The sequence below is a fragment of the Streptomyces sp. NBC_01537 genome (assembly GCF_045040445.1).
Taxonomy (GTDB): Bacteria; Actinomycetota; Actinomycetes; order Streptomycetales; family Streptomycetaceae; genus Actinacidiphila.
The window spans coordinates 9,758,529-9,771,015 of sequence record NZ_CP109392.1; the positions used below are offsets into that span (position 1 = coordinate 9,758,529).

11 protein-coding genes and 8 pseudogenes are annotated in these 12,487 nt (G+C 68.3%); 9 read left to right on the plus strand and 10 right to left on the minus strand.

The annotated features are described in order from the left end of the window. Positions 1 to 59: 59 nt before the first annotated feature. Together OG607_RS44805 and OG607_RS44810 are read left to right on the plus strand one after the other, a co-directional pair. Positions 60 to 551: a YfbM family protein gene (locus OG607_RS44805; RefSeq protein ID WP_405737478.1), complete on the plus strand. Its 492-nt coding sequence runs from the start codon at positions 60 to 62 to the stop codon at positions 549 to 551. Positions 552 to 782: 231 nt separating this feature from the next. Further along, the gene (locus OG607_RS44810; protein WP_405736357.1) at positions 783 to 1,292 is read left to right on the plus strand and encodes a hypothetical protein; all 510 of its coding nucleotides are present in this window, start codon (positions 783 to 785) and stop codon (positions 1,290 to 1,292) included. Positions 1,293 to 1,306: 14 nt separating this feature from the next. Here OG607_RS44810 and OG607_RS44815 read toward each other — a convergent pair. Next, positions 1,307 to 1,600: pseudogene (locus OG607_RS44815) on the minus strand (transposase); the annotation flags it as partial. Between the two features lie 41 nt (positions 1,601 to 1,641). Beyond that, a pseudogene (locus tag OG607_RS44820) lies at positions 1,642 to 1,755 on the minus strand (RacP protein); the annotation flags it as partial. A gap of 378 nt (positions 1,756 to 2,133) precedes the next feature. Between OG607_RS44820 and OG607_RS44825 the strand changes: the two are divergent. Together OG607_RS44825 and OG607_RS44830 are read left to right on the plus strand one after the other, a co-directional pair. Then, a complete protein-coding gene (locus OG607_RS44825) occupies positions 2,134 to 2,820 on the plus strand; it encodes a hypothetical protein (RefSeq protein WP_405736359.1) in 687 nt (228 codons plus the stop codon). After that, positions 2,817 to 3,803 (plus strand): nucleotidyl transferase AbiEii/AbiGii toxin family protein, encoded by a 987-nt coding sequence (locus tag OG607_RS44830; protein WP_405736362.1) that lies wholly within the window; start codon positions 2,817 to 2,819, stop codon positions 3,801 to 3,803. Before OG607_RS44825 ends, OG607_RS44830 begins: the two co-directional genes overlap by 4 nt. Before the next feature lie 138 nt (positions 3,804 to 3,941). Here the strand turns inward: OG607_RS44830 and OG607_RS44835 are convergent. Further along, positions 3,942 to 4,229, minus strand: a pseudogene (locus OG607_RS44835) (transposase family protein); the annotation flags it as partial. Between the two features lie 403 nt (positions 4,230 to 4,632). Further along, entirely contained in the window at positions 4,633 to 5,478 is an 846-nt protein-coding gene (locus OG607_RS44840) for an SDR family oxidoreductase (protein ID WP_405737480.1), read from the minus strand. A 132-nt stretch (positions 5,479 to 5,610) separates the two neighbouring features. Between OG607_RS44840 and OG607_RS44845 the strand changes: the two genes are divergently transcribed. After that, complete coding sequence (locus OG607_RS44845) at positions 5,611 to 6,201, plus strand: TetR/AcrR family transcriptional regulator (RefSeq protein WP_405737482.1); 591 nt, start codon at positions 5,611 to 5,613, stop codon at positions 6,199 to 6,201. Positions 6,202 to 6,252: 51 nt separating this feature from the next. On the opposite strand, the pseudogene OG607_RS44850 reads toward OG607_RS44845, so the two are convergent. Both OG607_RS44850 and OG607_RS44855 read right to left on the minus strand, forming a co-directional pair. Further along, positions 6,253 to 6,726 (minus strand): annotated as a pseudogene (locus tag OG607_RS44850) (transposase); the annotation flags it as partial. A gap of 139 nt (positions 6,727 to 6,865) precedes the next feature. Then, positions 6,866 to 7,174, minus strand: coding sequence for an immunity 53 family protein (locus OG607_RS44855; protein ID WP_405736365.1), 309 nt, complete (start codon positions 7,172 to 7,174; stop codon positions 6,866 to 6,868). A gap of 68 nt (positions 7,175 to 7,242) precedes the next feature. Here OG607_RS44855 and OG607_RS44860 point away from each other — a divergent pair. Next, a pseudogene (locus OG607_RS44860) lies at positions 7,243 to 8,366 on the plus strand (IS630 family transposase). A 122-nt stretch (positions 8,367 to 8,488) separates the two neighbouring features. Here OG607_RS44860 and OG607_RS44865 read toward each other — a convergent pair. From OG607_RS44865 to OG607_RS44875, 3 genes and pseudogenes are all read right to left on the minus strand, one after another. After that, complete coding sequence (locus OG607_RS44865; protein ID WP_405736368.1) at positions 8,489 to 8,986, minus strand: class I SAM-dependent methyltransferase; 498 nt, start codon at positions 8,984 to 8,986, stop codon at positions 8,489 to 8,491. 116 nt (positions 8,987 to 9,102) lie between these two features. After that, positions 9,103 to 9,626: pseudogene (locus tag OG607_RS44870) on the minus strand (IS701 family transposase); the annotation flags it as partial. Between the two features lie 139 nt (positions 9,627 to 9,765). Beyond that, positions 9,766 to 10,266, minus strand: a complete 501-nt coding sequence (locus tag OG607_RS44875) for a GNAT family N-acetyltransferase (RefSeq protein ID WP_405736371.1) — start codon at positions 10,264 to 10,266, stop codon at positions 9,766 to 9,768. Positions 10,267 to 10,405: 139 nt separating this feature from the next. Here OG607_RS44875 and OG607_RS44880 point away from each other — a divergent pair. Then, a pseudogene (locus OG607_RS44880) lies at positions 10,406 to 10,689 on the plus strand (rhomboid family intramembrane serine protease); the annotation flags it as partial. Between the two features lie 14 nt (positions 10,690 to 10,703). Further along, entirely contained in the window at positions 10,704 to 11,423 is a 720-nt protein-coding gene (locus OG607_RS44885) for a DUF4870 domain-containing protein (RefSeq protein WP_405736374.1), read from the plus strand. A gap of 48 nt (positions 11,424 to 11,471) precedes the next feature. Here OG607_RS44885 and OG607_RS44890 read toward each other — a convergent pair. Continuing rightward, positions 11,472 to 11,774, minus strand: a pseudogene (locus OG607_RS44890) (transposase); the annotation flags it as partial. Between the two features lie 53 nt (positions 11,775 to 11,827). Here OG607_RS44890 and OG607_RS44895 point away from each other — a divergent pair. After that, a complete protein-coding gene (locus OG607_RS44895; RefSeq protein ID WP_405736377.1) occupies positions 11,828 to 12,475 on the plus strand; it encodes a hypothetical protein in 648 nt (215 codons plus the stop codon). Positions 12,476 to 12,487 lie beyond the last annotated feature (12 nt).

Sequence of the window (12,487 nt, forward strand, 5' to 3'; positions counted from 1 at the left end):
ATGTGATCGAACATGTGGTTGGATCCCCTCCAGTGAATTCCACACGACGGGGAGGGCGCATGGCCGGTCGCGCGGTGCTGTTCGCGCTGGAGACCCAGGACGCACAACGGCTGCTGGCAGCGGGCGACGACGACGAGCTGACCGAGATCGTCGAAGACGTCGAGGAGCGCTGGGACGACACCTGGCTCACGGAGCTGGACAAGTCGTGGGACGCACTGCACCGCTGCCTGACGGACGGCACTCTGACCTTCGAGGGCGGCACCTTCCCGCTCTCCCACGCGATCCTTGGCGGTCTGCCCCTCCACGAGGGCGACGACTACATCGTCTGCTACACCACCCCCGAGGAGGTCCGCGAGATCGCCGAAGCACTGGCACCGCTGGACGAGCACTGGCTGAGGGAACGCTTCACGACGCTCGCCTTCCCCGACTACCAGGGGATCGCGAACGAAGAGGACATCGCCTACACCCAGGCGTTCCTGCCAGGCCTCAAGGACTTCTACCACCAAGCCGCCCAGGCGGGCCGCGCTGCGATCTTCACCGTCGGCCAGTAAGCGGGGCCGCCCCAGACCGGAACCCGGGGCCAGTCCAAGGGCCTGGCTCAACTTCCGTGGCCTGCATACGCTGAGTGGCGAACGGACGCCTGATCGGGTTCGGTGAAGAGTCAGGGAGTGCCTCGCGCCGTGGGGGCTCCCTGATCAGGTCGTCGATATTCCGGCCCGCGAACGCCGGTGCGATGCCACGATGAGTGGGCACCGCGCCCGCGGCCGTCCAGAGGAGCCGTCATGTTCCACAGCTCCGCCCACCCAGGCCGTCCCGTCGATCGCATCTGGCTGGAGACCCTGCGGTCGTTTGCCCGCCCAGTGGCCGTCCTCGCGCGGCCCCAGCCCGGATGGCGCCGCCTGGTGGGCCAGGGGTCGGTCGACGGCCTCCTCCAGCGGATCGACCTCGGATATTGGGAGGAGCGCACCCTACAGGTGCAGGTCACCACCCAGCGGCGCCTGCCTGACCACGTCCGCGTGTTCTCAACCCTGGAGCCCGATGCGCTCCTGAGTGACTTCCTCTTCAGTAATTGTTCGCCCGACGGACCGGTCTGCCTGCCCTACGTGCTGACCCCCAGCGCAAGTCAGCTCGTCGTGGACGGAACGGCGGTCGAGGCGCAGCGGCTCACCTACGGCGACTACGTGGCCACCCTCGCCGCGATCGGAGAGGAGACCATTGCGGTCATCAGCACAGCCGCCCTCCACGATCAGGCCGTCCACCTGACCTTCGACACCACTGCCATCCCCGTCTGACTGGCCGTTCTCTATCCGTCCGTGCGCTCAGAGACTGTCTCAGCGGCTTTCACGCTCTGGGAGTCGATCACGGTGGCCACCGCTCGGGGTCCTTTGCCCATGTCACGGCGGATCCGGCCCGCCAGATGGTCCCGGATCTGGCCGACGATCCCGGCCGACGCCCAGCGGGCCCTGAACCCCCAGACCGTGCGCCAGGGCGGGTAATCCGCAGGCAGGGCCCGCCACTTGCAGCCCGTGTCCGGCAGCAGCAGTTCGAGAAGGGCCCATTCGGCGTTGGTGGTGTCCGAGGGGTAACAGCGACTGCGCATGACGGCTGGCCTTCAGACGAGTGCGGCGGTCCCGCCGCAGGTCAGGAACTGGCGATGAGGTCGAGGGTGGACTCGAGGGAGTTGAGCTGGGCGACGATGTGCTTCACCCACTTGTTGCCTGGGTGAGCGGCGGCGTGCGGGGCGACGGTGCCGGTGCCGGTGATGAGCTTGGTAGCTCGTGGTTGTCGAGTCCAGCGAGAAGCAGGAGGCGCTGTTGTCGAAGTGTCGTGTGGTCATGGTTGCCGGGTCCAGTCCGTCCACTCCTGGGTGTGACTGTCTCGCCCATCGGTTCGGGAACGCGGCCGACAGGCCAGAGCGCCGGCCCCGATACGGCTCGGACATGAGCGACGCCGAGTGGGCGTCGGTGCGGGATTTGCTGCCGGTGCCGGATGGCTATCGGCGAAGGTGATGACGAGCACCGGGGCGACTCGGTTCGAGATGCCGTTCGACGCCCCAGGTCAAGAACGTGCGCAGGTCGGCGGCGGGCAAGGTCGCCGTCGCCTCGCCGTCGCTGTCAGTGGTGGTCAGTACAGTTGGCCGCTGGTGAGCAGACGGGCAATTGCGGGGCGGTAGTGAAGGATTTTGCGGGGGAGTTCGAGACCCATCTCACGGTGGTGTGCACCTCAATGGCCAGTGATGAGGGCCGCGTCCGCCGCTGGGCGGAGCGGCATCGTGTGAAGTACACGCGGATCGTGCTCGACCGGGGGGCGACCCCCGACCAGCCGATGGTGACGGTGCGCGGCCACGGTGTCCTGCAAGCACAGCGAGAGGCCGCGCTGACATGGATCGAGCGGTTGTGTGCCGAGGGGTTCGGCGTCGCCCGTGTGAAGATCGAGGCAGCACCGTGGAACGAGGACGTGCCGCGGACGGCCGCCGAGGCCCAGGGGCTCCCTCCCGGCTGCTACTTCGAGCACCACGTCAAGCTTGCCCTCTGCGACGAGACCGAGTTGGTGGCGGTGCGCGCACTCGCCGAGCGGCACACCGCCCATGTGTCGCGCAACGCCCGGCGAGATCTGGACGGGCGTGGTCACGAACGTTTCGTCACCCAACGCTGCCGTGGCGTCGGCCGCACCGAGGCCCGCCGCCGTCTCGACGCCCTCCTCGATGCCCTCGCGACGGCGGGAATCAAAGCCGTCGAGGTCGAGGAAGAGTTCGTTGTGCACGACGACCGCCCAGCCCTGGACAGCGGATGGATTGACGAGAAGACGGACGTCCGGTGACCTGCTCCGTGGACGGCGAACGGTGGCGCATCGCGCACCGGGCTGTACTCGACCACATACTCGGCCTCGTCGTCGGGTCCCCGTTGGGTGACGCGCTGGTGCTGCGGGGGAGCATGGTGATGCCGGCGTGGGTGGGGGCCGACGCGCGGGAGCCAGCGGACCTGGACTGGATCGTTTCCCGGCCCCTCATGGTCCCGGTCGAAACCGAGCACCCGTATCCGTACGTGGAGGAAGTGGAGGTCGTACAGCAATGGCCCGAGGCGGCCGACGGCGCCGACTCGTACGAAATCTGGAAGTTCGAGGAGTTCGACACCAGAGGTCTGAGGCCCGTGGTGCCCCCCGACGGGCTGCACTGGATCACCGAGCCGGAGCCGGAGGACTGCCCGCCGCACGAAGCGCTGCTCGACCTGGTGCGTCAACGGCCGTCGGCCGCGCCAGCGGTGGTACTCGACGCGCACGCCGCCCGGAATGACGGCACCTGGACCTACTCGGAGTACGACACCCCGGGTACACGCCTGGTCATCCCCTGGGAGGCAGAAGGCCTCCCGCCCGGCGAGGTGCGGGTGGACTTCGCTCGCGACGAGTGGCTCCCGGAGCCCCCCGTGTGGACGGCGATACCCCGCGGTGACGGGTCCGGGCAGTCCGTCGTGCGCACCGCAGGCCGTGAACTGTCGCTCGCCTGGAAGCTGCTGTGGCTGCACGCCGATTGCGCCACGGAGGGCCGGGCGCAGGCCAAGGACCTCTACGACGCCGTTCTTCTCGCGGAGGCCGAAGCCACGCGGCTGACCCCGCGGCTGCTGCGCAAGGTGTTCCGCCACGAGCCGGGCAACACGGCGGCCGCGGACGCCCTGCGCCTGGACGCGGTGGCACTGTGGTCCGTGGACTGGGAGGACTTCCGCGCGGACCACCCACAGGTGCGGGGTACGGCCGAGGAGTGGCTGGAGCGCCTGAGCCGGGCGCTGGAACCGGTGTCGGGGCTGTAGGAGTGTCGAAACGGAGGCGCCGACGGAGGCCATCGGTCAGCGGCTACGTACGCTGTCTCCCCGACGCATCCTGTGCTGGCAGTCAGCCTTTTCCAACCTGAAGTTGCAGGTCACGGGGCCGGCGTGGGACGGGGGCGGGGTAGCGGCGACGGTCATCGCTTCCTGCAGGGTGGAGGCGAGCGCGGCCAGGACGTCGACGGCCTCGGTGACGTAGCGGTGGGCGGTGGCCAGGCCGATGCCGAATCCGGCCGCCGGCTGGGCGAACGTATGGCCGCATCGCAGGTGGGCCAGGCTCAGCAGCGCCTGGCGACCGCACGTCAGCCGGCGCCACCGGGTCCCGGTCAGGCGACGTCGCGCGGCCAGCTCCTGTCGCAGCAGCCGCAACGTGGAAGTGGACAGATCCAGACCAGACGGGTACGCAAGCACGTTGAAGCTCCAGATGGAACATGTTGGTCTTGGTCGACAACCCGTCAACCAGGAGCTTTCGTCGTGCTGTCACCCCAACTTCCCGCCCTCGCAGGCAGGTTGGAAATGCCCCAGTGATCCTTTCCCGGTTTGGTCTGGTGCGGTTGCTCAGTGCCTTGCCGGTGGGGACGTTGGCGGGCAGCAGTCCGCCGCCGGTGACGTTGCCGACAAGGGGTCGCACCGGGCAGCTGCACGGCGCCGACCTCTCTTACGAAACTCTAAATCTCCATGCCTCTACCACTGCGAGTCGTGCCTGCTCGAGCCGGAGGCGGTCTCCCTGCCGGATCGGTGCAGCAACTGGCGGGCGTGGTAGGTCGTACGGAGCGTTGAGGAATGATCGGATTGTCGCCGGGGCGCGGGGCGGTCAGCGTACCCAGGTACTGGTGAGGGTCTGGACGGCGGAGCCGTCGGGGTCGGCGAGGGTGGTGGCGACGAAGTCGCGGGCCCACTGCGAGGTCTGGATGCGGAAGGGCGGGCGGGCGACGGTCAGGGCGTCGATGATCGAGGCGGCTGCTTCGGCCGGGGTCTGGGCGTTGCCGAACGACTGCCGGGTGCGGGTGATGTAGGCCTCAAGCGCCGGGCCGTAGGGACCGGCGGTGGCGAGCAGCGTCGGGACGTCCAGGCCGAGATTGGCGACGAACTCGCTCGCCACCGCGCCCGGCTCGACCACGGTGACATCGACGCCGACGGTGGCGGCGACCGGCGCGAGGGACTGCATGAAGCCCTCGACGGCGAACTTGGCCGCGCAGTATGCCTCGTTGAAGGGCTGGCCGACGACGCCGCCGACGCTACTGACGGTGATCACCCGGCCCTTCGACGCACGTAGGTGCGGCAGGGCCGCCCGGGTCACCGCCACCACGCCGAAGAAGTTGACCTCCATGGCCGCGCGGACGTCGTCGACGCTGCTCTGCTCGATGGTGCCGACCTGGGCGGTGCCGGCGTTGTTGACCAGTGCGTCCAGGCGGCCATGCTCGGTGATGACCTCGTCCAGGCAGGCGGTGAGGCCGGCGGAGTCGGTCACATCCAGGCGCTTGACCTGGATCCGGTCCGCGACACCGGCCTCGGCGGCGGCCTTGAGCAGGGCCTCGGCTTTGCCGGTGTCGCGCATGGTGGCGATGGTCGCCCAGCCCGCCCGGGCGGTGCCGATGGCGGCGGCCAGGCCAATGCCGGAGGACGTACCGGTGATCAGAACCGCCTTCGGGGAGGTCATGAGGGTCTTCCTTGCGTGGGGAGCACAATGGGCCGACAGCCGCAACCGGGGAGTTCCCCGGTTATCTGCAACGGTAAACGGGGAACTCCCCGGTTGTCCAGCTAGACTGGTCCCCTGACGAAGGGAGCAGCCTTGACCACCAAGCCGAGCGCGTTGCGTGCCGATGCCCGCCGCAACCGGGAGCGCATCCTCGAAGCGGCCGTGCGCGCCTTCTCCGAGAAAGGCCCGGACGTCGCGATCGACACGATCGCCAAGGCCTCGGGTGTCGGCTCGGCCACGCTCTACCGCCACTTCCCCACGCGCGAGGCGCTGGTCGAGGCGGCTTACCGCAACGAGCTGGCCCGTGTCTGCGACAGCGCCGCGAAGCTCCTCGCCGACCATGCACCGGACCAGGCGATCCGCCTGTGGATGGACGACTTCATCGACTACCTGGCTGCCAAGCAGGGCATGGCGGACGTGCTGCGGGCCGCGGTCGCATCCGGTGCGGACCCCTTCGCCGAGACCCTCGACAAGCTCGGCACCGCGCTCGGCACCCTGCTGCACGCCGGCGCACACGCCGGTCTCCTGCGCCCGGACATCGACCCCTTCGATGTCGGCTTCAGCCTGGCCGGCGTCGCGTTGATCACCAGCGCTCCAGGCCAACGCGAACGGGCCGGCCGCCTCCTCGACCTGCTCCTCGACGGCCTCCGGTACGGAGCGGACGGGCCAGCGTCCAGTTCGTGACCCGGCTCCGGCCGCGGTCCCTGCCCGCCCGCCTGGTGAATCGAATACCTCGCCGCCCTCGCAGGTGGCGACGTCGATGCCGTGGCCGTCGGCGTTGACGCCGACCGCGATCAGCGCGTGGACGTTGATGATGCGGCCGCCCTCGCGGACCTTCTGGGTCAGTGCGTCGACCCAGACGAACGCGTAGGGCCCGGCGTCGAGGGGCCGGTTGCGGAACGCGGCGACCTGTTCGTCCAGGTGCTTGTCGAGGAGCCAGTGCGGGAAGTAGCTGCCCTGGCGCAGCTTGGGGACGGCGAGTTCGACGGTGCCGGCCCTGGTGTCCCACTCGCGTGGGCGGTAGCCGTTGCGGTGGTTGACGCGTTCGTCGCTGACCTGCCCGTATTCGGCGCCGCAGAGAGCGTCGGCCTCTGCGGACATGAGGGCGTCGGCGAACGTTTTGACCATCGCGCGCAGCAGATCGGGACTCGCCGCGGCGAGGTTGTCCTCGGCGAGGGCGTGCAGGGGCAGACTGTCAGGTGCGGTCATCGTGCTGATCTCCTTCGAGGCTTCGACACTTCGAAGATCAGCCGGTGGCCGTTCATCTATGCGGGCACCATCCCGATGCCGGAGCAAACCCCCGGATCAGGTGGAACCCGTACACCACTTCCCAGGACGCAACCCCGGCTCAGGGAGCGGTTGTGGTCGCCCAGGTACGAAACAGCGTGAGGGCCTCGGCGAGGTTTCCGGGGCCGCACGCGGCGTGGAAGGTCTTCTCAGCAGTCCAGGCCCAAACCCAGTCCTGCGTGCTGCGGTTGACGTCCTGGCGGGCGTAATCGCGTTCCTCCAGGTCCGTCTCCTCCAGATCGATCTCGACGGTCCAACCAGGATTGTCGAGCGTGGCAATCTTTACGCCCCACTCGTGCTCCCAGTCGCCGTCGCACTGCTGCGCGTACCAGTTCTGCAGCCAGTCAAGAAGGGGCTCCGAATCGCTCATGGCAGGAGATGCTAAGCGAGTCGCGCGCCAGGCTCGGGCGTGGCTGGTCCAACCAGCAGGGGAAAGCGATGGCGGAACCGGTACGAGTACGCAGACTGACCGACCAGGAGGGGCAACGACTGCAGCAGATCGTGCGCCGGGGCAGCACCAGCTCGGTGCGCTACCGCCGCGCGATGATGTTGCTGGCGTCGGCCGGCGGGAACCGTGTTCCGGTCATCGCCCAGCTCGTGGCGGCCGACGAGGACACTGTGCGCGATCTCATCCACCGCTTCAACGAGATCGGCCTTGCCTGCTTGGACCCCAAGTGGGCGGGAGGCCGTCCCCGCCTGCTCAGCACTGACGACGAGGACTTCGTCGTCGCGACGGCCACCACCCGCCCAATCAAACTCGGCCAGCCTTTCACCCGCTGGTCGATCCGTAAACTCTCCGCCTACCTGCGCAAAGTCCACGGCAGGGTGATTCGCATCAGCCGCGAGGCCCTGCGCTGCCTCCTGTCACGACGCGGCGTCACCTTCCAGAGCACCAAGACCTGGAAGGAGTCCACCGACCCGCAGCGAGACGCCAAGCTGGACCGTATCGACCACGTCCAGGAGGACTTACCCGACCGCGTTTTCGCGTTCGACGAGTTCGGGCCACTCAGCATTCGCCCCACCGCAGGATCCTGCTGGGCGCCGCAGAACCGACCTCAGCGGATCCCGGCGACCTACCACCGCACCCACGGCGTCACCTACTTCCACGGCTGCCACTCGATCGGTAACGACACCCTGTGGGGCGTCAACCGCCGCCACAAGGGCGCCGCGCAATCCCTGGCCGCTCTGAAGTCGATCCGCGCCGCCCGTCCCCGACGGCGCCCTCATCTACGTGATCACGGACAACCTGTCCGCTCACAAGGGCACCAAGATCCGGGCCTGGGCGAAGAAGCACTGGGTGGAGCTGTGCTTCACCCAGACCAACGCCTCCTGGGCGAACCCGATCGAGGCCCACTTCGGGCCCCTGCGGCAGTTCACCCTGGCGAAACTCCCACCACCCCAACCACACCGCCCAGACCCGCGCACTGCACGCATACCTACGCTGGCGCAACGCCAACACCCGTCACCCCGACGTCCTCACAGCCCAGCGGCGAGAACGCGCCCGAATCCGTAGCGAGAAGGGTATGCGCTGGGGAGGACGCCCCCTTGCCGTCGCAGCATGACCCGCAACCCGGCGAACCTAATCCTCAGGCGGGGCGCTCGGCCATGACGACCACACCCCGCCCGCTGAACTCATCTGCCGGGAGCCGAAGTTCGGCGACGGGGCGCAGTCCGGCCTGCTCGATCAAGCCGACGAACTGTTCCGGCCGCCATTTGTGCGTCGTCCAGCGGACGGACACACCTCCGTAGGCCTCCGTGCGCACCGCGTCCTCGTCGCCGACGTGCGTTCCGGTGATGAAGTGTCCGCCCGGCTTCCGAGCCCGCGCGAACAGGGCGAGGACCTGAGGAAGGACGCCGCGCGGGAGGTTGAACAGTGACCGAGGCTGAGGTCGGTGGCGGAGGCGACGCTGAAGCGGCAGTGCGGATACAGACGGCGGGCGTTTTCGATCATGTCGGGCGAGAGATCGACTCCGGACACGTCGAGTCCGCGTTCGGCGAGGTAGGCGGTCACCGTTCCGGGCCCGCAGCCGACGTCGAGGACAGGCCCGAGTTCGCTCACGGTGTCGGCGAAAGCGTCGATCGATGCCTTGAGCCAGGGATGGCGACGGATGTCGCCCATTCCCGTCGTCGCCACCATCTCGGCGTAGTTGTCGGCCACCCGGTCAATTTGGTGTGCACGCATCAGCCAACAAGAGGGCGACGAGTTCGCTGGGGCCGGAGGTTAAACAACTCGGTTGGGTAGACAGGGCACCGCTGTGTCGCGGCCGAACGTCGCGGGCACTGGCCCGGCTGGGGCAGCCCGGCGTCCAGGAACCGGCCGATCATGCGGGCGGCCAACTCCGGTTTGGTAGCCAAGAGGCGTCCTCGGCCAGGCCCGTGGCCCGGCAGCGGTCCGGGTCGCACGTCCAGGAGCGCGGAATGTACAGCTCACGGTCCACCGCCGCGTGCCCGCGGCGGCCTGCGTAGACGAGGTAGAAGGCGACCTGCGCGTTTTCGATCCTTCTGGCGGTGCCGGTGTACTGGCGCTGGACACCGACGGTGTGCGTGCCTTTCTTCACGTCCCCGGTCTCGTCGACCACCAGCACTGCGTCCTCGTCGCCCAGATGCTCCAGCACGTACTCGCGCACGTCATCACGCACGCGGTTGGCATCCCACACGGCCCGGCCGGGCAGGTGCTGCATGCCGTCCGGACTCGTCTCCCCGGCCCACTCGGCGATCGACCAGCAGTTCTTGCGTGGCAGGTCCGACAGCAGCCCCAGCACCCAGTCCCGTACGCGGCGCCGGGGCTCCACCCGCGCGAACCGGCCCGCCATCCGGCCCACCAGGACCTCGAGCGCCTCCTGCCAGCGGGCAGGGACTACGTCGTGACCTGCGGCCACCGCACGATCGTTAGTCTTCACACACCGGTGATCAGCGGTGGCCGCAGCCTTCCCGCGGCCAGTGCACCAGCAAGATCACGCTCTACGGCTGGACTTCTAGGTCACGCTGATACCAGGTGCCCGGCTTACCGCCGATGTCGGCCGGGTCAGCCGGGCCAACCGGGACGAACCCGGCCTTGGTCAGCACCTTCTGAGACGCGACATTCTCGCGGGAGGTGGCCGCCCGCAGTGTGCGCAGCCCGTGCCGCGCCGCCGCCAGCCGGCACAGCTCGCGGACGGTCGCGGTCGCCACGCCGCGGCCGGCGACGTGCTGCGCAACCCGGTAGCCGAGTTCGGCAGTGCCGTCTTCGAAGTCGTAAAGGTTGAACCGGCCCAGAACCGAGCCATCCTCGGCGACGAGCACGTAGAAGGCGCAGATGCCGGCCTCTTGCTCAGCCAGCAAGGCGCTGTGGCGGTCGGTGAACTGGTCGTAGAACTCGTCGCCGCGGTCGGAGATCGAGGCAGCGAAGTAGGCGCGGTTCGCCAGCTCGAAGGCCAGGACCGCCGGGGCATGGCCAGCATGCAGCCGTTTCATCTCGGGCACCGCCCGACTCTACCCAGAGGGTGCGCTGAGGCCACCTGAGTTTCCGCCAGCGGCAGACAGCCCCAAGACCAGGGCGCATAACAATCTGCGACTTGAGTACTAGGGGTTTCGTGTAGCCATCTTTGCCCAAGAAGAGGCCAGCGGCTTGGGCGTCTGGCTCGTCGCGCTGGCCCACACCAACACGGCGGGCGCCTCCGGCGTCGCCTCCGGCCTCTTCGGCTACCTGCTGGTCCGGGCTTCGCAGACCGCCGCCTGCTCGACATAGCCGTCGGCCTGCTCGTCGCCGTCGTCTACGGATCCATCCTGTGGGGCGTGCTGCCGATCGCCCGGGGTGTCTCCTGGCAGGGCCGTCTCTTCGGCCTGATAGGGGGTGTGGCGTCGGCCCTCCTGTTCCGTGACGTACGATCCGGGATCATCCGCTGACCTGGGGGACCCCTGTGACCGACCTCGGCAAGCCCGCACAGCCCGCACAGCCCGAACAGCCCGAACAGACCGCGCAAGCCGAGCAACCCGGGCAGCCCGGCGACGCCATACCGCCCGCGGCCCCGCCGCCCCCGCCCTACGCGGGCCAGCCCGGGTTCGCGGCCCCTGCGGGTTACCCGGCCCCTGCGGGTTACCCGGCCCCTGCGGGTTACCCGGGCCCTCACGGCTATCCGGGTAACCCCGGCTATCCGGGCTACCCGGGTTACGTCTATCCGCCGCCGCCCAAGCCGCCGACGCAGCCCGCGATGTGGGCACACCTCGGCGCGCTGCTGACTCTGTTCGTCGGCAGCAGTGTGTGCTGCATCGGCTTCCTGCTCAGCTGGATCGCCCCGGTGGTGATCCGCTCCAACGAGCAGAACAAACAGGACCCGTACATCCGCCACCACGCGGCTCAGGCCCTCAACTACGCCATCACCCAGACGATCGCCGCCGTGCTGCTCATCGTCTTCTACGCCGGCGGCATCGGCGGCCTGATCTATCACGACGAGGGCGGCGGGCCGATGGCTCTCCCCATCATCGCGTTCGTGCTGCTGGGCCTGACGGCCCTGTACGCACTCGTCGGCCTGATCTTCGCGATCATCGGCACGGTCAAGGCCAGCAAGGGCCAGTGGTGGTCCTACCCGAAGGTCTACGCGATCCCGTTCGTCAAGGCGACGCCGCCGGAGGCGTATTAGGAGTATTCGTCCCGAGCCCACCGGGCCTACCTGGGAGTAGTAGTACACCGCGCTGCGGGGCGGCAGGTCGTTGGGGAGGAAGTCCCACTGGCAGCCGGTCCGGCTCTGATACAGGATCGCGTTCACGATCTCCCGCATCGCGAACTTGCTCTCGTGGCCGCTCACCGAGAGGTGCGCGGCCTTCCACGCCGTGACCATCGGCTCGATGAGAGCCCACCGCTCGTCGGACAAGTCGTTCCGGTACGGCCTGCGTTCACACACCCCGCCACCCCAACACGACCAAGCCTGATGGCGCTCTTTGAATCTGGTTCTGTCAGCACTTGCGTGAAGAACACGGCCGGAGCGAAACATCGGGGTGTCAAAGTGAAGTGCGATCTGGGCTTGGAAGGCCGTAGCGTCCTGGGATGAGCAGCTTCAGCACGCACCAGAGACGGGTCTACGACGTGGGCCTGCCCGCGCGCGCTCGGCATACGAATTTGCGGTCTTGCCTTGTCCACTTCGCGCCTTACGGCTTCCGAGCCACCTATCACCACCTCTGCCTCAGCGCGGGGATTCCCAAGAATCTGGAGAAGGATCCGAGCTCGCTGATAGGCGCCGTCGAGGAGTTGCACCACGCCCGACAGCTCTGGCTCGCTGACGAGCGTGCCTATGCCAACAGTCGCCGAACGGACAAAGCGCGTGGCTTTCGGCAGGTGAGAGCAGACGAGTCCTGGCGAGGCTGGCAGCGTGGGTGGGGGAACATTGCCTACTGTCCCGAGCCGACGATGCATCCCGACGAGCCGCTGCCAGTGGTCGTCGAGCGGGTGCTCCGTTCGTCGGTCCCGCTCGATGAAGCTCCTTCGTTGATGTGCCGCGTATGCGGGAACTGGGACAACACCAGCGTCTGGCACGACGGCGCCTACCGGATCCATCAGCTGTGCAGGGAATGCGGGGTCAGTCTCGCGGTGCGGCAGGCCGACGCTCGCGACCCGCTGTTGGCGGCCAGCCATGCCCGGCAGTGGAAGGAGATCTGGAGGCTGCGCAACGAATCCCCTCGCAGCTACCCAAGCTGAGTTCGGCACGTG

Bases quoted from the DNA above. Each gene is read 5' to 3' on its own strand.
- OG607_RS44805 (WP_405737478.1), top strand. From the start codon at position 60: ATGGCCGGTCGCGCGGTGCTGTTCGCGCTGGAGACCCAGGACGCACAA.
- OG607_RS44895 (WP_405736377.1), top strand. From the start codon at position 11,828: ATGAGCAGCTTCAGCACGCACCAGAGACGGGTCTACGACGTGGGCCTG.
- OG607_RS44855 (WP_405736365.1), bottom strand. From the start codon at position 7,174: ATGAGCGATTCGGAGCCCCTTCTTGACTGGCTGCAGAACTGGTACGCG.
- OG607_RS44840 (WP_405737480.1), bottom strand. From the start codon at position 5,478: ATGACCTCCCCGAAGGCGGTTCTGATCACCGGTACGTCCTCCGGCATT.
- OG607_RS44865 (WP_405736368.1), bottom strand. From the start codon at position 8,986: ATGCGTGCACACCAAATTGACCGGGTGGCCGACAACTACGCCGAGATG.
- OG607_RS44810 (WP_405736357.1), top strand. From the start codon at position 783: ATGTTCCACAGCTCCGCCCACCCAGGCCGTCCCGTCGATCGCATCTGG.